Here is a 20419-nt window from a genome sequence, read left to right as displayed (position 1 = left end):
AAGGAAATCCGTTGCAGATGATTGTGCGCATACTGCTGCTGTTTATCGCTCTGTTCACCTTTGGTGCGCAGGCGCAGGCTATCAAGGAAAGCTATGCCTTTGCAGTGCTGGGAGAACCCCGGTACGCGTTTAATTTCAACCATTTTGATTATGTGAACCCCGCCGCGCCAAAAGGTGGGCAGATAACGTTGTCAGCCCTCGGCACCTTCGATAATTTCAACCGTTATGCATTGCGCGGCAACCCCGGCGCACGCACCGAGCAGTTGTACGACACGCTATTTACCACCTCCGATGACGAGCCAGGCAGTTATTACCCGCTGATTGCCGAAAGCGCGCGCTATGCTGACGATTATTCCTGGGTGGAAGTCGCCATTAATCCGCGTGCCCGTTTTCATGACGGTTCGCCTATTACTGCCCGCGATGTTGAATTCACTTTTCAAAAATTTATGACCGAAGGCGTGCCGCAATTTCGTCTGGTTTATAAAGGCACTACCGTTAAAGCCATTGCGCCGTTAACCGTGCGCATTGAATTAGCCAAACCCGGTAAAGAAGATATGCTGAGTCTGTTTTCGCTGCCGGTATTTCCAGAAAAGTACTGGAAAGATCACAAACTTAGTGACCCGCTCGCCACGCCTCCGCTTGCCAGTGGTCCGTACCGAATTACGTCCTGGAAAATGGGGCAGAATATTGTTTATTCCCGCGTGAAAGATTACTGGGCGGCAAACTTACCGGTAAACCGTGGGCGCTGGAATTTCGACACCATTCGCTACGATTATTACCTCGATGATAATGTCGCTTTTGAAGCATTTAAAGCCGGTGCTTTTGATTTGCGTATGGAAAACGACGCCAAAAACTGGGCCACGCGCTATACCGGTAAAAATTTCGACAAAAAATACATTATCAAAGACGAACAAAAGAACGAGTCGGCACAGGATACGCGCTGGCTGGCGTTTAACATTCAGCGTCCGGTATTCAGCGATCGCCGGGTCCGGGAAGCGATCACTCTCGCCTTTGACTTTGAATGGATGAACAAGGCGTTGTTTTACAATGCCTGGAGTCGCACGAACAGTTATTTTCAGAATACCGAATACGCGGCCAGAAATTACCCGGACGCAGCTGAACTGGTGCTTCTGGCGCCGATGAAAAAAGAGTTACCACCAGAAGTCTTCACGCAAATCTACCAGCCGCCGGTATCCAAAGGCGATGGCTACGATCGTGACAACCTGTTAAAAGCCGACAAACTTCTCAACGAAGCGGGCTGGGTGCTGAAGGGCCAGCAACGCGTAAATACCACAACGGGTCAACCGCTCAGCTTTGAGTTATTGCTGCCTTCGAGCAGCAATAGTCAGTGGGTATTGCCGTTCCAGCACAGCCTGCAACGGCTGGGTATCAGTATGGACATTCGCAAGGTGGATAACTCGCAAATTACCAACCGAATGCGCAGTCGCGACTATGACATGATGCCGCGCGTGTGGCGAGCAATGCCGTGGCCCAGTTCCGATTTACAGATTTCCTGGTCATCGGAATATATCAATTCCACTTATAATGCACCCGGCGTGCAAAGTCCGGTTATCGACTCGCTGATCAACCAGATTATTGCCGCGCAGGGAAATAAAGAAAAATTACTGCCGTTAGGGCGCGCACTGGATCGCGTATTAACGTGGAATTATTACATGCTGCCAATGTGGTACATGGCGGAAGACCGTCTCGCCTGGTGGGATAAATTCTCCCAACCCGCTGTGCGCCCTATTTACAGCCTCGGTATCGATACCTGGTGGTATGACGTCAATAAAGCGGCCAAACTGCCGTCAGCCAGACAACAGGGAGAGTAGATGGGCGCTTATCTGATTCGCCGTCTGTTGCTGGTGATCCCAACGTTATGGGCGATTATCACCATCAACTTTTTCATCGTGCAAATTGCGCCTGGCGGTCCGGTCGACCAGGCCATCGCCGCCATTGAGTTTGGTAATGCCGGAGTATTACCCGGCGCAGGCGGTGAAGGTGTTCGTGCCAGCCATGCGCAAACGGGCGTCGGCAATATCAGCGACAGTAATTACCGTGGCGGACGCGGATTAGATCCAGAAGTGATCGCCGAGATCACTCATCGCTACGGTTTCGATAAGCCGATCCACGAACGTTACTTCAAAATGCTCTGGGACTACATCCGCTTTGATTTTGGCGACAGCTTGTTTCGCAGCGCCTCGGTGCTGACGCTGATTAAAGACAGTCTGCCGGTTTCCATCACCCTCGGATTATGGAGCACGCTGATTATCTATCTGGTGTCGATTCCGTTAGGCATTCGCAAAGCTGTTTATAATGGGAGCCGCTTTGACGTCTGGAGTAGCGCATTTATCATCATCGGTTACGCCATTCCGGCCTTTTTATTTGCCATCTTGCTGATTGTCTTCTTCGCAGGCGACAGCTATTTCGACCTGTTCCCTCTACGCGGCTTGGTTTCCGCTAACTTTGATTCGCTGCCGTGGTATCAGAAAATCACTGATTATCTGTGGCATATCACGTTACCCGTGCTGGCGACAGTGATTGGCGGCTTTGCGGCACTTACGATGCTGACCAAAAACTCATTCCTTGATGAAGTGCGCAAGCAATACGTGGTTACCGCGCGTGCGAAAGGGGTCAGTGAGAAAAATATTCTCTGGAAACATGTGTTTCGTAACGCCATGCTGCTGGTGATTGCCGGTTTTCCGGCGACGTTTATCAGCATGTTTTTCACCGGTTCGCTGTTGATTGAGGTGATGTTTTCGCTCAATGGCCTCGGCTTACTGGGCTACGAAGCGACCGTCTCGCGCGATTATCCGGTGATGTTTGGCACCTTGTATATTTTCACCCTAATTGGCCTGCTGCTGAATATCGTCAGTGATATCAGCTATACGCTGGTCGATCCGCGTATTGATTTTGAGGGACGTTAATGTCGCGACTCAGCCCCGTCAATCAGGCCCGTTGGGCGCGTTTTCGCCATAACCGTCGCGGCTACTGGTCGTTATGGATTTTCCTCGTCTTGTTTGGTTTGAGTTTGTGTTCTGAACTTATCGCCAACGATAAACCGTTGCTGGTGCGTTATGACGGCAGCTGGTATTTCCCGTTGCTGAAAAACTACAGCGAAAGCGATTTTGGCGGTCCGCTGGCAAGCCAGGCAGATTATCAGGACCCGTGGCTGAAGCAACGGCTGGAAAATAACGGCTGGGTACTGTGGGCACCGATTCGCTTTGATGCTACCAGTATCAACTTTGCTACCGATAAGCCCTTCCCTTCTCCCCCCTCCCGGCAAAACTGGCTGGGAACGGATGCCAACGGCGGCGATGTGCTGGCACGTATTCTCTATGGCACGCGGATCTCAGTTCTGTTTGGCCTGATGCTGACCCTCTGCTCCAGCGTGATGGGCGTGCTGGCGGGGGCGCTACAAGGCTATTACGGCGGTAAAGTCGATCTTTGGGGACAACGCTTTATTGAAGTATGGTCGGGAATGCCGACGCTGTTTTTGATCATTTTACTTTCCAGCGTCGTACAGCCTAACTTCTGGTGGCTGCTGGCAATTACTGTCTTGTTTGGCTGGATGAGTCTGGTCGGTGTGGTGCGGGCGGAGTTTTTACGTACCCGTAATTTCGACTACATCCGCGCGGCGCAGGCGCTTGGCGTCAGCGATCGCAGTATCATTCTGCGTCATATGTTGCCAAATGCCATGGTCGCTACCCTTACCTTTTTACCGTTTATTTTATGCAGTTCAATAACTACCCTGACCTCGCTCGATTTCCTCGGCTTCGGTCTGCCGCTCGGTTCACCGTCGCTCGGCGAACTGCTGTTACAAGGGAAAAATAACCTCCAGGCCCCGTGGCTTGGGATCACCGCCTTCTTGTCGGTGGCGATATTATTGTCTTTGCTGATTTTTATTGGTGAAGCCGTCCGCGACGCATTTGATCCTAATAAGGCGGTGTAGTATGACGCAAACTCTGTTAGCGATTGAAAACTTGTCGGTGGGTTTTCGCCATCAGCAAACTGTCCGTACCGTAGTGAATGATGTTTCACTACAGATTGAGGCTGGCGAAACGCTGGCGCTGGTGGGCGAGTCAGGTTCTGGCAAGAGCGTTACTGCGCTGTCGATTTTACGTCTGCTCCCTTCCCCGCCGGTAGAATATCTTGCTGGAGATATTCGTTTTCATGGCGAATCGCTACTTCATGCCAGCGAGCAAACGTTGCGCGGCGTACGCGGTAATAAGGTAGCCATGATCTTCCAGGAGCCAATGGTGTCGTTAAATCCATTGCATACTCTGGAAAAACAGCTTTATGAAGTGCTTTCACTCCATCGCGGGATGCGACGAGAAGCGGCACGTGGCGAGATATTAAATTGCCTTGATCGCGTCGGTATCCGTCAGGCAGCAAAACGACTGGCAGATTACCCTCATCAGCTCTCAGGCGGCGAACGCCAGCGGGTGATGATTGCGATGGCGCTGTTAACGCGACCGGAATTATTAATTGCCGATGAACCGACTACCGCACTGGACGTCTCTGTCCAGGCGCAGATTTTACAGTTGTTGCGCGAACTGCAACATGAACTGAATATGGGGATGCTGTTTATTACTCATAACCTCAGCATCGTCAGAAAACTGGCTCACCGCGTGGCAGTGATGCAAAACGGTCACTGCGTGGAGCAAAATAACGCCACTGCGCTATTTGCCTCTCCTGTTCATCCTTACACGCAAAAGCTACTCAACAGCGAGCCGTCAGGCGACCCGGTGCCGTTGCCAGAACCAGCCTCAACGCTGCTTGATGTTGAACAGCTTCAGGTTGCCTTCCCCATTCGCAAAGGGATTTTGAAACACGTTGTCGATCATAACGTGGTAGTGAAAGACATCAGTTTTACGCTACGGGCAGGTGAAACGCTGGGTTTAGTGGGCGAGTCCGGTTCCGGGAAAAGCACGACAGGACTGGCGCTGCTGCGACTGATTAACTCTCAGGGCAGCATCGTCTTTGACGGTCAGCCATTGCAAAATTTAAATCGCCGCCAGCTGTTACCTATTCGTCATCGCATTCAGGTGGTATTTCAGGATCCAAACTCCTCGCTCAACCCACGACTCAACGTTTTGCAGATTATTGAGGAAGGCTTACGGGTTCACCAGCCGACGCTTTCTGCCGCACAACGCGAACAACAAGTGATAGCCGTGATGCATGAAGTGGGGTTAGATCCTGAAACACGCCACCGCTATCCGGCAGAGTTTTCCGGGGGGCAACGACAACGCATAGCGATTGCCAGAGCGTTGATTCTTAAGCCTTCACTGATTATTCTTGATGAGCCAACATCGTCGCTCGACAAAACGGTACAGGCGCAAATATTGACGCTATTGAAATCATTGCAACAAAAGCATCAACTGGCCTATTTGTTTATCAGCCACGATTTGCACGTTGTCCGCGCGTTATGTCATCAGGTTATCGTACTGCGACAAGGGGAAGTGGTGGAACAAGGGCCGTGCGCACGCGTATTTGCCGCACCACAGCAGGAGTATACGCGTCAGCTACTGGCGTTAAGCTGACGCTTAAAAAGGATTGTAATTTGAGAAGGGCTCGGCAATTGCCACACCAAAATTTTTCAATCGGCATGTCGCCGCAAACTCATCATGGCGATTTACAAACAGGCACGGCTCACCTTCACACTCCAGTACCGAGCATGGAACTTCAATGTCGCTTAACGCCTGGCTTAGTTTGTACATCACCGACCATGCATTATCACCATCCGGGCTAAGCAATTTAAGCGCCACCAGGCTGTTGTCACCGCACGGTCCATTTTGCGGAATCGGTTCAACCTTCGAACCTGCGAAACCAGCAGACCAGCGATAGTTCTGCGGCAGTCGATGGACGATTGAGAGTTGTAATGAAGTCACTTATTTTCCCCGGAAGCACATTTACTTCACAATTTATTTACATCAATTTTAACACATCAACAACAACCCGTCTTTAAACAGATCGTAAAGATTGATGCCTCGCCTGCGTGGCCTCTATGGCTCTGATTTAAATAATATCTGCGGGCGTGGTCGCGTTTGCGGGGCTATATGTACCCGTTTCTGCGATCTAACTCAACCTTTTTAACTACAATGATGTGACTTTTTACATAAATTGATTTTACATAAAATAAACATATATCGGGGGAATGATGGATTTGTGGTTGACATGCATCAACAAAGGAAGCCTTTTAGCTTCCCCGTTGTGCAATAGATCACCGTTTTTTCGGCCGACTGGCGTACAGACAGAAGAGAATGGAGCAGGTCGCACAGAACGCAATCGACCAGATCATCGGCCATGCGGAGTTAAAGGTCGCAAGGGAGAGCAATGCACCGACAATGGCGCCAATACCAAAGCGGAAGGTTCCTGCCAGCGATGATGCCGTTCCCGCCATATGGGGAAACTCATCCAGAATGACCGCCATCGCATTAGATGACACCATCGACACGCAGCCCACAAACGCCGCCACACCAACCACCAGCGACCAGAACCCCAACCCCAGCAGCGCACTGATGACCATCCACGCTGCCATAATAAATTGTATCCACAGCCCCGACCGGAACATATTCAGCGCGCCAATGCGGCGAACAAAGCGACTGTTAAAGATGGTCATCACGAACAAGAAAACAATATTCAGCGCAAAGTAATAACCAAAGTTTTCCGGCGCGACGTGGTTAATTTCAATGTAGACAAACGGTCCGGCGCTTAAGAATGAGAACATCCCGGCAAAGCTGAAACCGCTGGCCAGCATATAACTCAGGACGCGCTTATGGCGGAACAGTGCGGCGAAGTTGCCAATGGTGGTACGGATGTGAAACGGCTGACGACGCTCCGGCGGTAACGTTTCTTTGATCAGGAAGAAGATCATCGCCGAAGCCAGAATCGCCGCCACGGCGAGGATCCAGAAAATGTAATGCCAGCTCAGCCACACCAGCACCCAACCGCCAACAATCGGCGCCATCAGAGGCGCGATGGTCGTTACCAGCATGACAAACGACATCATCCGCGAGAACTCTTCTTTCGGGTAGATGTCGCGCATCAGGGCGTTGATGACCACGCTGGCCGCCGCCGCTGCCAGCCCGTGAAAGAAACGCATCACAATCAGCTGATCGATAGTTTGCGCCAGTGCACACGCCACCGCCGCCGCAGCAAATACCAGCGTACCGCCAAGAACCACCGGCTTACGCCCGAAGCTATCTGCCATCGGCCCGTAGATTAACTGCCCCAACGCAAAACCCAGAATATAGGTACTCAGGGTCATCTGCGTACTGCCCGCTGGCACACCAAACTGCGCAGAAATCACTGGCAGCGCGGGCAGATACATATCAATCGACAGCGGCATCAACATGGCCAGCAGGCCAAGGATAAAAACAATAGCAAACGACGAATGCTGTCGGGTGGTCACAACGGGCTCCTGAAAGTTATTAAAGTGTTAGACGACGCTGGCAACTTCTTCTTCAGTTAATGGACGATATTCACCGGGTGCTAAATCAGCATCCAGCGTAATGCCGCCAATACGTTCACGATGCAGCTCAACCACGTGGTTACCCACGGCGGCGAACATGCGTTTCACCTGATGATAACGCCCTTCGCTGATGGTCAGACGTACCTGCGTCGGCGTAATCACTTCCAGCACAGCAGGCTTAGTGAGATCTTTTTCGTTATGTAACTGCACGCCTTTAGCAAACTGCTCTGCCGTATCGGCTGCCACCGGGGACTCCAGCGTCACCAGGTAGGTTTTCTCGCAATGATGACGTGGAGAAGTAATGCGGTGCGACCACTGACCATCATCTGTCATCAGCACCAGGCCGGTAGTGTCGATATCCAGCCGCCCTGCTGCGTGTAGTTTCCACGCCACAGGTTCATCCAGAAAATAGAGCACCGTTGGGTGATCCGGATCGTCAGTAGAACAAACATAGCCCTGAGGCTTATTGAGCATGAAGTAACGTGGTCCGTGTTGCTGTGCCAGCGGGTTTCCATCGTAAGCCACACTGTGTTCAGGGAGCAGTTTAAACGCTGCATTGCGGACGATTTCGCCATCGACGGTGACACGAGTAGCACGGATTTCACGCCCGGCAATAGCACGGCTAACGCCGAGTTGCTGTGCGATAAATTTATCAAGTCGCATGTGTGTGATTTTGCCTGTAAAAAACGGAGGTCGGGTAATGACCCGAAAATCTGAACTGTTGTTCGCCCAGTATAGCGGTCTAATAACTTCCCTCAAGAGAAAAAGATCCGTGGCATACTATTAGCAGAATAATCTACCTACGCGAGACCATGATTTTTACACTCCGTCCATATCAGCAAGAAGCCGTGGATGCCACGCTCAACCATTTTCGTCGTCATAAAACTCCTGCCGTTATCGTGCTGCCTACTGGTGCAGGTAAAAGCCTGGTGATAGCGGAACTGGCACGGCTGGCGCGTGGTCGCGTGCTGGTGCTGGCGCACGTCAAAGAGCTGGTGGCGCAAAACCATGCAAAATATCAGGCTCTGGGGCTGGAAGCCGATATTTTTGCCGCCGGGCTGAAGCGTAAAGAGAGCCACGGTAAAGTGGTGTTTGGCAGCGTGCAGTCGGTCGCACGCAATCTCGATGCCTTTCAGGGTGAATTTTCGCTGTTGATTGTCGATGAATGCCACCGCATTGGCGACGATGAAGAGAGCCAGTATCAGCAAATCCTTACTCACCTGACAAAAGTGAATCCCCACTTACGCCTGTTGGGGCTGACCGCCACGCCTTTTCGGCTGGGCAAAGGCTGGATCTACCAGTTCCATTATCACGGCATGGTACGTGGCGACGAGAAAGCCCTTTTCCGTGACTGCATTTATGAGCTGCCGCTGCGTTATATGATTAAACACGGCTATCTGACGCCACCAGAACGGCTTGATATGCCGGTAGTGCAATACGATTTCAGCCGCTTGCAGGCACAGAGTAATGGGCTGTTCAGCGAAGCCGATCTCAACCGCGAGCTGAAAAAACAACAACGTATTACGCCGCACATCATCAGCCAGATTATGGAGTTCGCCGCAACGCGCAAAGGGGTGATGATTTTCGCCGCGACGGTTGAACACGCAAAAGAGATTGTGGGATTGCTGCCCGCCGAAGATGCAGCACTCATTACCGGTGACACACCCGGCGCTGAACGTGATGTATTAATTGAAGATTTTAAAGCCCAGCGTTTTCGCTATCTGGTCAACGTTGCGGTACTGACCACCGGATTTGACGCCCCGCACGTCGATCTTATCGCCATCCTGCGCCCTACTGAATCAGTGAGTCTTTACCAACAAATTGTCGGACGCGGTCTGCGTCTGGCGCCCGGCAAGACTGATTGCTTAATTCTTGATTATGCGGGTAATCCTCACGATCTCTACGCGCCAGAAGTTGGCACCCCAAAAGGCAAAAGTGACAACGTTCCGGTACAGGTTTTCTGCCCTGCCTGCGGTTTTGCCAACACCTTCTGGGGCAAAACGACCGCCGACGGTACATTGATTGAACACTTTGGTCGTCGCTGTCAGGGGTGGTTTGAAGATGACGACGGTCATCGCGAACAGTGTGACTTCCGTTTCCGTTTTAAAAATTGCCCACAATGTAACGCGGAAAACGATATTGCCGCCCGACGCTGCCGCGAATGTGACACGGTACTGGTTGATCCAGACGACATGTTAAAAGCGGCGCTACGACTGAAAGACGCGCTGGTATTACGCTGTAGCGGTATGTCTTTGCAGCATGGGCACGATGAGAAAGGCGAATGGTTGAAAATTACCTATTACGATGAAGACGGCGCGGATGTGAGTGAGCGTTTCCGTCTGCAAACGCCCGCCCAGCGTACCGCCTTCGAACAACTTTTTATCCGCCCGCATACGCGCACACCGGGCATCCCTCTGCGCTGGATCACCGCTGCCGATATCCTCGCCCAGCAAGCGTTACTGCGCCATCCGGATTTTGTTGTTGCGCGAATGAAAGGTCAGTACTGGCAAGTGCGTGAAAAAGTGTTCGATTACGAAGGTCGTTTTCGTCGGGCGCATGAATTACGCGGTTAATGGTAGTTTTGATTGATGTATAAGGCGATTGAGTATAGAATCTCGCCCGCTTTTGCATACGCAAAGCAGATCACTTACCTGTTGCTGGGTCGCCTGTAGCAGGATTAATTTAAGAGAGAAAGAAATGTTTACTATTAACGCAGAAGTACGTAAAGAGCAGGGTAAGGGTGCGAGCCGCCGCCTGCGTGCCGCTAACAAGTTCCCGGCAATCATCTACGGTGGCAAAGAAGCGCCGCTGGCTATCGAGCTGGATCACGACAAAGTCATGAACATGCAAGTTAAAGCTGAATTCTACAGCGAAGTTCTGACCATCGTTGTTGACGGTAAAGAAATCAAAGTTAAAGCTCAGGATGTACAGCGTCACCCGTACAAACCGAAGCTGCAGCACATCGACTTCGTTCGCGCTTAATTGCTGAATAAGTTGTAAAAAACCCCGCTCCGGCGGGGTTTTTTGTATCCGCAGATTATGCCTGATGCGACGCAGTGCGTCTTATCAGGCATACAGGTATTACCGTTATTTGCAGGCCAGAGAAGGCGTCACGCCGCATCTGGCATTCATTACGTAAAACCGATTAATTACCGCCAGACGTCCGGCGCTGAAGCTGATCGCGCAAGTTCGGCGGCGTGCCCTTAATGGTCAGGGTATCGGTCGCCGGGTCCCAGAAAATCCGTTCGCCTAACAGCATTGCATCAAAGTTGATGGTTAAGCCACCACCACTACCGGCAAACTTAGTCAACTGACGCAGCGTGCTACGATCTGCCGGGAAGCTCTCTTCCAGTTCATAGCCTTTTTCAGCCGCAAATTCCGTGAAGCTCACTTCGCTGACGCCCGCCAGTTCTTTCGACAGCGACTCCAGCTCGATCTCTTCGCCCGCCTGCAATTGCTCATTACAGTAGCTATAAACCTGCTGGCGAACGTTCTGCCGTTCTGCTTTATCCAGTTGCGCTTCGGCGGTAAAGTCATCGACCGCCTGTAACAGTCCACGGTTTTGCGCTTTCGCATTCAATCCTTCGCTGGCACCGAGGAAGTCCATAAAGAAATCAGCCACTTTGCGCCCTACTCGCCCTTTCAGGAAAGTGAGATAACGGGTCGATTCTGGATTGGTTTCCCACTCGGTCAAATCAATACGCGCAACGATATCAGCATGATTAATATCGAGATAATGGGTCGGGTTGATGTCGAGGTTTTCGTTAACGCGCATACTGCTTAAATTGTTCAGTACGCAAATCAGCAAATACTCAACCGCCAGATAGCGATAGTGACAAAACAGCACGAAGCCGCCGTCAGCAAAAGGATATTTCGCCAGTTCGTCACGCAGGCGACCAGTTGCTGCCCGACTAAATGCCAGAAAGTCTTCTTCGCCCTGACGCTGTAAGCGCAGCGTCTGCGCCAGTTCACTTTCCTCGCTAAACAAACCGTAGGCTTTATTCTTGGCGCTATAGACACGATGCAGCTCCGCCACCATCTCAACGACGGTTTCCGTCGGTTCCAGCAATGAATCGCGCAGCACCAGCTCAAGGTTCTGCTCATCACGCTTGATAAGCTGGTGCAGAGCAATCTGGTTGATATCCAGACTCATGATAAACTCTCCTTTTAGACCGGGCGGTATTCAACCACCGCTGGTTAAGCGACGCAATAAAAGATGGCGGTCATTTTACAGAAGGTGGCGTAACGCGAATGATTTAAAGTATAAAAAAGCAGAAAAAAAACCGTTGCTACGGTAATATGTTGCCCTTTCATCAACTAACTGATTTCGATTTATGCCACAAATTTCCCGCTACAGTGATGAACAGGTTGAACAATTGCTCGCAGAGCTGCTCAACGTACTGGAAAAACATAAGGCTCCGACCGACCTTTCCCTGATGGTGTTAGGCAATATGGTCACCAACCTTATCAACACCAGCATTGCCCCGGCTCAGCGCCAGGCGATTGCCAACTCTTTTGCCCGCGCCTTACAGTCCTCTATCAACGAAGACAAAGCGCACTAAGGGAAACAGATAACAGGTTATGGTAACTCATCGTCAGCGCTACCGTGAAAAAGTCTCCCAGATGGTCAGTTGGGGGCACTGGTTTGCACTGTTCAATATTCTGCTTTCGCTCGTCATTGGCAGCCGTTACCTGTTTATCGCCGACTGGCCGACAACGCTTGCGGGTCGTATTTATTCCTACGTAAGCATTATCGGTCATTTCAGCTTCCTGGTGTTCGCCACCTATTTGCTGATCCTCTTCCCGCTGACCTTTATTGTCGGCTCCCAGAGGCTGATGAGGTTTTTGTCCGTCATTCTGGCAACAGCGGGAATGACGCTATTACTGATCGATAGCGAAGTCTTTACCCGTTTCCATCTCCATCTTAATCCCATCGTCTGGCAGTTGGTTATCAACCCGGACGAAAATGAGATGGCGCGCGACTGGCAGCTGATGTTCATCAGTGTGCCGGTAATATTATTGCTTGAACTGGTATTTGCGACGTGGAGCTGGCAAAAGCTGCGCAGCCTGACACGTCGTCGGCGCTTCGCCCGTCCGCTGGCCGCATTCTTATTCATCGCCTTTATTGCCTCGCATGTGGTTTATATTTGGGCCGATGCTAACTTCTATCGCCCGATCACCATGCAGCGCGCCAACCTGCCGCTTTCGTACCCGATGACGGCGCGACGTTTTCTTGAGAAGCATGGCTTGCTTGATGCACAAGAGTATCAACGCCGTCTTATTGAGCAAGGCAATCCAGATGCTGTTTCCGTACAGTATCCGTTAAGCGAACTGCGCTACCGCGATATGGGCACCGGGCAAAACGTCTTGCTGATTACTGTCGATGGACTGAACTACTCACGCTTTGAGAAGCAGATGCCTGCGCTGGCAGGCTTTGCGGAACAAAATATTTCGTTCACGCGCCATATGAGTTCCGGCAACACGACCGACAACGGCATCTTTGGCCTGTTCTATGGCATATCGCCAAGTTATATGGACGGCATTCTGTCGACCCGTACACCTGCGGCATTAATTACCGCGCTTAACCAGCAAGGATATCAACTGGGGTTATTCTCATCCGATGGCTTTACCAGCCCGTTGTATCGTCAGGCATTGTTGTCAGACTTCTCAATGCCGAGCGTTCGCACGCAATCCGATGAGCAGACTGCTACACAGTGGATCAACTGGCTGAGCCGCTACGCGCAAGAAGATAATCGCTGGTTCTCATGGGTATCTTTCAATGGCACCAACATTGACGACAGCAACCAGCAAGCATTTGCACGGAAATATAGCCGCGCGGCAGGTAATGTCGATGACCAGATTAACCGCGTTCTTGATGCGCTGAAAGCGTCCGGCAAGCTGGACAATACGGTGGTGATTATTACTGCCGGTCGGGGCATTCCGCTGGTCAAAGAGGAAGAAACCTTTGACTGGTCCCACGGTCATCTTCAGGTGCCGTTAGTGATTCACTGGCCAGGCACACCGGCACAGCGAATTAATACCCTGACCGACCATACCGATCTGATGACCACGCTGATGCAACGTCTGCTACACGTCAGCACACCGGCGAGCGAATATTCGCAAGGTCAGGATTTGTTCAACCCTGAGCGCCGTCATTACTGGGTGACTGCGGCGGATAACAATACGCTGGCAATTACCACCCCGAAAATGACGCTGGTACTGAACAATAACGGTAAATACCGCACTTACAACTTACGTGGCGAAAGAGTGAAAGACGAAAAACCACAGTTAAGTTTGTTATTGCAAGTGCTGACAGACGAGAAGCGTTTCATCGCTAACTGATTAATTATAAATCAGTTAGCAAAATATCTTACTTGCAATCGGTGTGGAAAACGGTACTATAAGCAGCCACGAGTCGGCACGTAGCGCAGCCTGGTAGCGCACCGTCATGGGGTGTCGGGGGTCGGAGGTTCAAATCCTCTCGTGCCGACCAAAAATCCCTTAAGAACCAGCCTGTTATGGCTGGTTTTTTTATGATTGTTTTTTATGCGGAGAAATACCGGGGAATAATTGGGGTAAAACACCTTTAGGCTATTCACTTAGCCTACCACCATCAAAATCTTTCCGAATGTATCCATCTCTTTTTTCTTATGCAGCTAAAACGAAGTCTTGATACTGTTTATTTACACAGATAAGAATAATACTGTCTACAAACGCAGTACAAAAGAAGTGTTATGCGTATTGAGATCTCCATAGCCAAAGACAAAATGACCAAATGCCAAACGGCGCTGTGGACGCGTTAAAGGAAGAATTAACCCAACACATTGGCAAGCGTTATGACGATGTGGAGATGATCGTAAAAGCCACCAGCAACGATAGTTTTTCAGTTAGACATACTGCAGATAAAGATTGAGCTAAAACTTTCGTTCAGGAAACTCTGAATGATACCTGAGAGTCTACTGAAGAGTTGTTTGTTCACTAGTTAGCACGTAGGAAATCATTCAATACTCGCACTATCGGAAGTTCACCAGCCAGTCGTAGCACGTCCTTGCAAACGATGTGCCTACGGTTTCAATCACCTCTCACCATCAGTTCTATCAATAATAATTAAACAGCGCCTAGACAAAATAAATAACAACAAGTCAACAACCTCGACAGGATGCCGATGGGATGATGAAGAGATAAGAAAGAATAACCAGTAAAGCCCTAAAACGTCAGCGTTCAGACGCGTTTTTTACTTAACCGGTAACAAATACGTTGTATCATAGCAAAATAAAATGATTGTTCTAAATCAGATTAACTCCTCACTTTTGTACAATGTCGCTTACAGGTATACCATGAAATCCGAGACGCTAACTGTCCAACAACTTTTTCAAGACCGCCGACAATACTGTGTTCCATTCTATCAACGTGCCTATGTATGGACTCAGCGAAACCAATGGTCAGCTCTACTGGAGGATATCCTAGAGAAAGCACAATCCCGGCTCTCGGGTACAAAACCAACTCCCCATTTCCTTGGTGCAGTGGTACTGGAACCTCAACCAAAAAAAGGATTATTAGGTGTAGATTCCATACATATTATTGATGGTCAGCAACGATTGACCACTCTTCAATATGTTCTGGCATCCATCCGATTAGCATTACGTGCGACAGATCTTTCCAACTTAGAGCCTCTCATTTCGCCTTGCCTGAAAAACTCAAACGAAGACACAATGCGAAATAAAGAAGTAGAGCGATTCAAACTGTGGCCAACTTTTCGGGATCAAACTCATTTTATTCAAAGTTTTAATGTTGAAAATATTGACGATATCCGGAATGTATTCTCTGATAGTTTCACGCAGCATGGTACGTTGCGTAAGCATTTTAATCACCCGCCATCACTAGAAGCATTATGTTTTTTTACTGAAGCCTTTATAAAGTGGATTAAAATAGAAAATCACTCACCACGAGAAAATGCTGTAGCGTTAATTGAGGCTGTCTTGACGGATCTGAAACTAGTAAGCATATTTCTCGAGGCTGAAGATGACGCTCAAATAATTTTTGAAACATTAAATGGCAGAGGTGCGGAACTTCATGCCACAGATCTTATTCGCAATTATATTTTTATGTGCGCTGAACATGAAAATATTGATGCTGTTGAATTATATGAGAATGAGTGGAAGATCTTTGAAGATACGTACTGGTCAGAAAGACAACGTCGTGGTCGTATTAATAAACCACGCATGGAGTGGCTAGTGCATGCGACATTGCAATCAGAAAGGCAACGTGAAATCGATCTGTCTCGTCTTTACAATGAGTATCGTGATTATGTAAGTAAGGACTTGCCTTCACAACGAGCAGATCTGCAAGTAAAGCGCCTCAAACAATATGCATCACAATATAAAGAATTGGTTGGTGGTTTTGGCACAACCCACATCTCACACTTTGGACATCGCATCGCAGCCTATGATGTGACGACACTTTATCCGCTTGCTTTATTCATTTCGATAGCTAACATCGCCGATGATGAGAAAGCAGCCATGTATAATGATCTTGTCTCCTACGTAGTACGAAGAGCCGTATGTGGCCTGACGCCAAAGAATTACAACAATGTATTTATGAATGTATTGCGGCACTTGTCTAAAACGGAAATTTCCAGTGTTGAGTTACGTAATATCCTCAATAGCTTAAATGGCGAAGCCTCTCGTTGGCCTGGGGACTCAGAATTTCTCAACGCTTGCATCAATGCTCCACTTTATCCTGGCAGACTCGACGCACCGAAAATGCGCTCAATGTTAACGGAACTTGAAAGAGAACTTTGTCGCCAAGTGAAGACAGAGAAGCCTGATGTTCCAAATCTTTCTAATCTCGATATCGATCATCTTATGCCTCAAAGTTGGTATTCCTGTTGGCCTCTCGAAAATGGTCATATGGTGACAAATTCAGATGCTACGGTATTGAACCAAATTGTTCTGTCTGGAACCGATCTTACCCCTGAACAGCTACTGGTAAGGAAACGGCAACAAGCGATAGCTACGTTGGGAAATCTAACTTTGCTTAACCTTAGCGTAAACCGTTCTGTTCAGAATGCTGTATTTCTGAAAAAACGTGATGCTCTCATCGTCCACACCAATCTACGACTGAATATTCCACTTATAGTTAAGGATAAATGGGATGAGGATGAAATCCTGGAGCGGGGTAAAAAGTTGGGGGAAATTGCATTGAAAGTATGGCCAAAACACGATTAATGCAATTAATAAAATGATTATAGCGGCCTTACATTAGTAAGGCCGCTACTCACTATTAAATCCTTTAATTTGCAACAAGAACAGCAGTGTCAGCCCTAGGTCTCGGACTTTGTACCGCTTATCTTGTCTTCAAAAATCAGCTCGCATTGTAAATAGACCCGTTTTAGTTCCATGCATTTTTTGAGAACCCGGCCAAATAATGGTGAAGTCGGTATGTAAGTATCCCGCATAATCGTGCCATTCATATTTAGAGATCATCCGGCATAATCAATCTGCCAACGAAGGAGATCGCTATGCGTAAAGCCCGTTTTACTGAGCATCAGATCATCGCTGTGATTAAGTCAGTTGAAGCCGGACGAACCGTTAAAGATGTCTGCCGGGAGGCCGGTATCTCTGAAGCCACCTACTACAACTGGAAGTCCAGATACGGCGGCATGGAGGCTTCTGATATTAAAAAAATCAAGGATCTTGAGGACGAGAACCGCCGTCTCAAACAGATGTTTGCTGACCTGAGTCTGGAGAACCGGGCGCTGAAAGACGTTATCGAAAAAAAGCTTTAAAACCAGCCTTTAAGCGTGAGCTGGTCACTCATCTGATAACGACATTCGGACTCAGTATCCGTCAGGCCTGCCGGAGTCTGAACCTGAGCAGAACGGTTTACCATTACCGCCCGGATACCACGCGTGATGAACCCGTTATTGCCGCCCTGCAGGCTGCGGCTGAGCGATACCCGCGATACGGCTTTCCGAAGCTTTTCCAGATTCTGCGACGGCAAGGATACTCGTGGAATCACAAAAGGCTCCACCGTATTTACTGTCTGCTGAAGCTGAATTTTCGCCGTAAGGGCAAACAACGACTGCCGGTACGCAATCCCTCACCACTGGCTACGCCAGAAGCGCTGAACCAGAGCTGGTCTGTCGATTTTATGCATGATGCGCTGGCCTGTGGCCGTCGTTTTCGCACGTTCAATGTCGTTGATGACTTTAATCGTGAGGCGTTATCGATTGAAATCGATCTGAATCTGCCAGCTCTGCGAGTGGTCCGTGTACTTGACAGGATCGCGGCAAACCGCAGTTATCCGGTCATGCTGCGCATGGATAATGGTCCGGAATTTATCTCTCTGGCGCTGGCTGAATGGGCAGAGATACACGCAGTAAAACTGGAGTTCATCCAGCCGGGTAAGCCGACGCAGAACGCTTTCATTGAGCGTTTTAACAGGACATACCGTACAGAAATACTCGATTTTTATCTGTTCAGAACGCTGAATGAAGTACGGGAAATTACGGAGAAATGGTTATCAGAATATAACTGTGAACGCCCGCATGAATCACTGAACAATATGACACCGGAGGAATACCGACTTCACCATTATTTGGCCGGGTTCTCAAAAAATGCATGGAACTAAAACGGGTCTATTTACAGTATCAGTATGATTGATTTTTCTACAGCTTAAGATATTTCAATTGCAAACTATTGCATAATTAATCTTACACTGAAGTACTAGCAGCAAACGATTTAGGTTGCCAAGGGGATGACTTCGATTTAATATTTAATTTAATACTGAGCATAGAAGGCATAAATTATAATGATTGACTATATATCACAATTACCTTTACCAGTAGATCAGATCCCTCAAGGTCTTAAAGATTTATTATCTATAGAGGATATTACTAATCCACAGAAAGAGGTCATTGTCACACATAGATACGAAAAAAATCTTTTTAAAGATAATCATGAGTGTGCTCATATGACAATGGCTACCGTACCACAAGAAGATATCAATAATATCAAAGTTCTCCAGGAGTCTACTAATGGTTTAGTTTCATTTTCGACTCCTGACTGTAGGTCTAAAGGCGGAGCAAGAGATTATAGTTTATCAATTTCAGGTTATAAGTATATTGTAGCTTCTTGGGGTGATAGTTCTCACTTTTCATTTTTTTTAGCTGAAGATGTATGGATGATGCTTGGTCTAAAACCCAGACTTATAGGTGACACTGAGCAAAAAGTCATTTTCGATGAGGTAAGCTTGCCCGATTATGGAGTCGCACAAGGGGATGTGTCAAGCGAGTATTACTTTAGAAGTAATAAAGATGTGAAATGGACAATGCGTAATGATTATCTAAGAAAATACCTCTGGATGAGAAATTATGTTGGTGTACGTGTTTTTTACTATGAAGCACGTATTCAAAGAACGACGGAAGTAATTAACTTATTGTCTGGGTCAAAACATTTCAAGTTTGATTTGCCTTGGATAGATTTTGAGATAGTAGATAATGGGGACAATATATTATTGCAAGCATGGGGAAGTGTACAATCTGTTCAGCCTGAACTTTGTAAAAAATTAAATATAGATGAATTAATATGGCCGGGATATGATACTCCTATGACGAGTTCAAGAGCCAAAGACATCAGAAACAATGAATATGTCTTGGTTAATGACTCTTTCCTTACTAAATATGAAAAAGATTCTTCATATGATGCTATTCCATTTTATGACGGCTATTCTTATAGGGTTGCTCCAAGCTACGGTGGACAATGGTCCTTTAGGGATTGCATCAGGGTTGGAAGAAACTTAGTCAGAATTCCGTTTTATGAGCTGTATCGAGGAATTCCTGAAGAGGAGGTTTATCATGTTTTTGATTATGCTAAGGATCCAAACCAAATCACTGAAAATGATTTAAGCGGAGAACATATTGTATCTAAAACATTTAAATTCGCTAGAGAACTAGCAAGACTTAGCGATAATCTTGTAGCACTTGGTAGAAGTATTGGTGTTACTTTATCCAATGCAGACATTTTAGAAATTAATCGCACAGAGTTAGAATCAGAAGGAATCTCTAACTATCCAGTATTGCAGAAGCTAGCATTTGTTGCGCCAAATGACATGCAAGAACCGGATTTTTTGAATAGATGTAAGACTATTAATGAGATTTTAAATAAGATTAAATCAGGCTCTTTAAAAAAATTATTAATTGCAATGGGTGTTAATAAATCAGACATCGAAAAATTCCAAACTCTGAAACTACTTCAATCATTACTTAACCTTATCGAGCCAATTATTGAACAGAATGAAGACTCATCTGTACTTAAGCACGCCACAGAATTTGCAGATTTTAAAACTCAAAATAAAAAAGTGGCATCGTTTTTTATAAATAATGATTTAAGAAATGCTGAAGCTCATGAAGCAGTAAACAAATCAATTGAGCATTTAGCAAAACTAGGATTTGATTCAGCTACTTTAGCAATTGGTTATAGTAACGCTCTTGATTTTGTATTTGACGGTGTAATTAATAGCTTATCAGAAATAAATACAAACATTGAGAAGGCATTAGAATGAATACTTATCCAGTATAGATCTGGCTAATGCATAGTTTGTATGTCACGAATAGCAGGTGATGCATCTATAATTTAAAACGAACACAGTCGCAAAATTCCCGCAGGCGGTGCCTGCGGGTGATGGGTTGTCCTGAAGAAGAAAACATGAATTTATAAAACTCCTTCAACTGACATTTTCTTGTTAGTTTCCATGTAGAGGCCAATGGAGTGGCTTCAGTAAAGCTCAACACTACTTGTGGCATGGGGAGAAACCACCACCTAAGTCATTGATGTATATAGAACGGATTTTGCTAAAAAAGCACTGTTTGTTTATACATGCGAATAGTACCTACCACCAGCGATTGCGCGGTTCTCAGCATTTTTCAAGCGGCGTCATGGGGTG

Annotated in this window: 15 protein-coding genes, 1 tRNA gene and 1 pseudogene; 13 read left to right on the top strand and 4 right to left on the bottom strand. The window is 47.8% G+C overall.

Annotated features, from left to right (window positions below; genetic code table 11):
* The first annotated feature begins 17 nt into the window (after window positions 1–17).
* Genes A7Z29_RS06165 through yejF form a run of 4 tightly spaced genes read left to right on the top strand, consistent with a single transcriptional unit; the run spans window position 18 to window position 5543 of the window.
* On the top strand, window positions 18–1832 hold the full coding sequence (locus tag A7Z29_RS06165) for an extracellular solute-binding protein (protein WP_105289948.1): 1815 nt from the start codon (window positions 18–20) through the stop codon (window positions 1830–1832).
* On the top strand, window positions 1833–2927 hold the full coding sequence (locus tag A7Z29_RS06160; RefSeq protein WP_094323823.1) for a microcin C ABC transporter permease YejB: 1095 nt from the start codon (window positions 1833–1835) through the stop codon (window positions 2925–2927).
* Complete coding sequence (locus A7Z29_RS06155) at window positions 2927–3952, top strand: ABC transporter permease (protein ID WP_105289947.1); 1026 nt, start codon at window positions 2927–2929, stop codon at window positions 3950–3952. The genes A7Z29_RS06160 and A7Z29_RS06155 overlap by 1 nt, the downstream gene beginning before the upstream one ends.
* Before the next feature lies 1 nt (window position 3953).
* Window positions 3954–5543: a microcin C ABC transporter ATP-binding protein YejF gene (gene yejF, locus A7Z29_RS06150; RefSeq protein ID WP_105289946.1), complete on the top strand. Its 1590-nt coding sequence runs from the start codon at window positions 3954–3956 to the stop codon at window positions 5541–5543.
* Between the two features lie 3 nt (window positions 5544–5546).
* On the opposite strand, the gene A7Z29_RS06145 is transcribed toward yejF, so the two are convergent.
* The 3 genes from A7Z29_RS06145 to rsuA form a co-directional block, all read right to left on the bottom strand.
* Window positions 5547–5891: a YejG family protein gene (locus A7Z29_RS06145; RefSeq protein WP_000202796.1), complete on the bottom strand. Its 345-nt coding sequence runs from the start codon at window positions 5889–5891 to the stop codon at window positions 5547–5549.
* Between the two features lie 332 nt (window positions 5892–6223).
* A complete protein-coding gene (gene bcr / locus A7Z29_RS06135; protein ID WP_000213383.1) occupies window positions 6224–7414 on the bottom strand; it encodes a multidrug efflux MFS transporter Bcr in 1191 nt (396 codons plus the stop codon).
* A gap of 27 nt (window positions 7415–7441) precedes the next feature.
* A complete protein-coding gene (gene rsuA / locus A7Z29_RS06130; protein ID WP_024212366.1) occupies window positions 7442–8137 on the bottom strand; it encodes a 16S rRNA pseudouridine(516) synthase RsuA in 696 nt (231 codons plus the stop codon).
* Window positions 8138–8286: 149 nt separating this feature from the next.
* On the opposite strand from rsuA, the gene A7Z29_RS06120 reads away from it, so the two are divergent.
* Together A7Z29_RS06120 and rplY are read left to right on the top strand one after the other, a co-directional pair.
* Complete coding sequence (locus tag A7Z29_RS06120) at window positions 8287–10047, top strand: DEAD/DEAH box helicase (RefSeq protein ID WP_000578056.1); 1761 nt, start codon at window positions 8287–8289, stop codon at window positions 10045–10047.
* Window positions 10048–10171: 124 nt separating this feature from the next.
* On the top strand, window positions 10172–10456 hold the full coding sequence (gene rplY / locus A7Z29_RS06115) for a 50S ribosomal protein L25 (protein ID WP_000494185.1): 285 nt from the start codon (window positions 10172–10174) through the stop codon (window positions 10454–10456).
* A gap of 163 nt (window positions 10457–10619) precedes the next feature.
* Here the strand turns inward: rplY and yejK are convergent, their stop codons facing one another.
* Entirely contained in the window at window positions 10620–11627 is a 1008-nt protein-coding gene (gene yejK, locus A7Z29_RS06110; protein ID WP_000050780.1) for a nucleoid-associated protein YejK, read from the bottom strand.
* Between the two features lie 181 nt (window positions 11628–11808).
* On the opposite strand from yejK, the gene A7Z29_RS06105 reads away from it, so the two are divergent.
* The 7 genes and pseudogenes from A7Z29_RS06105 (at window position 11809) to A7Z29_RS06070 (ending at window position 20038) form a co-directional block, all read left to right on the top strand.
* The gene (locus A7Z29_RS06105) at window positions 11809–12036 is read left to right on the top strand and encodes a YejL family protein (RefSeq protein ID WP_001135667.1); all 228 of its coding nucleotides are present in this window, start codon (window positions 11809–11811) and stop codon (window positions 12034–12036) included.
* A 19-nt stretch (window positions 12037–12055) separates the two neighbouring features.
* Window positions 12056–13816, top strand: coding sequence for an LPS biosynthesis-modulating metalloenzyme YejM (yejM, locus tag A7Z29_RS06100; RefSeq protein ID WP_105289945.1), 1761 nt, complete (start codon window positions 12056–12058; stop codon window positions 13814–13816).
* Between the two features lie 74 nt (window positions 13817–13890).
* Window positions 13891–13967 (top strand) — tRNA-Pro (locus tag A7Z29_RS06095).
* Between the two features lie 241 nt (window positions 13968–14208).
* A pseudogene (locus tag A7Z29_RS06090) lies at window positions 14209–14426 on the top strand (DinI-like family protein).
* A gap of 385 nt (window positions 14427–14811) precedes the next feature.
* Entirely contained in the window at window positions 14812–16701 is a 1890-nt protein-coding gene (locus A7Z29_RS06085) for a DUF262 domain-containing protein (protein WP_105289944.1), read from the top strand.
* Window positions 16702–16994: 293 nt separating this feature from the next.
* A protein-coding gene (locus tag A7Z29_RS06075) for an IS3 family transposase (RefSeq protein ID WP_105289943.1) occupies window positions 16995–18106 on the top strand; the annotation gives its coding sequence in 2 pieces (ribosomal slippage) (window positions 16995–17256 and window positions 17256–18106; 1113 coding nt in all).
* A 180-nt stretch (window positions 18107–18286) separates the two neighbouring features.
* Window positions 18287–20038, top strand: a complete 1752-nt coding sequence (locus tag A7Z29_RS06070) for a hypothetical protein (protein WP_105289942.1) — start codon at window positions 18287–18289, stop codon at window positions 20036–20038.
* Window positions 20039–20419: the final 381 nt, after the last annotated feature.

Origin of the sequence: Escherichia sp. MOD1-EC6842 (assembly GCF_002965705.1) — a bacterium.
Taxonomy (GTDB): Bacteria; Pseudomonadota; Gammaproteobacteria; order Enterobacterales; family Enterobacteriaceae; genus Escherichia; species Escherichia ruysiae.
Note: the sequence above shows the minus strand (reverse complement) of the source record. Positions and strands in the feature narration are given on the sequence as shown.

What these genes read in the sequence shown, in the direction of transcription:
- A7Z29_RS06165 (WP_105289948.1), top strand. Translation starts at nt 18, where the DNA reads ATGATTGTGCGCATACTGCTGCTGTTTATCGCTCTGTTCACCTTTGGT.
- A7Z29_RS06160 (WP_094323823.1), top strand. Translation starts at nt 1,833, where the DNA reads ATGGGCGCTTATCTGATTCGCCGTCTGTTGCTGGTGATCCCAACGTTA.
- A7Z29_RS06155 (WP_105289947.1), top strand. Translation starts at nt 2,927, where the DNA reads ATGTCGCGACTCAGCCCCGTCAATCAGGCCCGTTGGGCGCGTTTTCGC.
- yejF (WP_105289946.1), top strand. Translation starts at nt 3,954, where the DNA reads ATGACGCAAACTCTGTTAGCGATTGAAAACTTGTCGGTGGGTTTTCGC.
- rsuA (WP_024212366.1), bottom strand. Translation starts at nt 8,137, where the DNA reads ATGCGACTTGATAAATTTATCGCACAGCAACTCGGCGTTAGCCGTGCT.
- A7Z29_RS06120 (WP_000578056.1), top strand. Translation starts at nt 8,287, where the DNA reads ATGATTTTTACACTCCGTCCATATCAGCAAGAAGCCGTGGATGCCACG.
- rplY (WP_000494185.1), top strand. Translation starts at nt 10,172, where the DNA reads ATGTTTACTATTAACGCAGAAGTACGTAAAGAGCAGGGTAAGGGTGCG.
- yejK (WP_000050780.1), bottom strand. Translation starts at nt 11,627, where the DNA reads ATGAGTCTGGATATCAACCAGATTGCTCTGCACCAGCTTATCAAGCGT.
- A7Z29_RS06105 (WP_001135667.1), top strand. Translation starts at nt 11,809, where the DNA reads ATGCCACAAATTTCCCGCTACAGTGATGAACAGGTTGAACAATTGCTC.
- yejM (WP_105289945.1), top strand. Translation starts at nt 12,056, where the DNA reads ATGGTAACTCATCGTCAGCGCTACCGTGAAAAAGTCTCCCAGATGGTC.
- A7Z29_RS06085 (WP_105289944.1), top strand. Translation starts at nt 14,812, where the DNA reads ATGAAATCCGAGACGCTAACTGTCCAACAACTTTTTCAAGACCGCCGA.
- A7Z29_RS06070 (WP_105289942.1), top strand. Translation starts at nt 18,287, where the DNA reads ATGATTGACTATATATCACAATTACCTTTACCAGTAGATCAGATCCCT.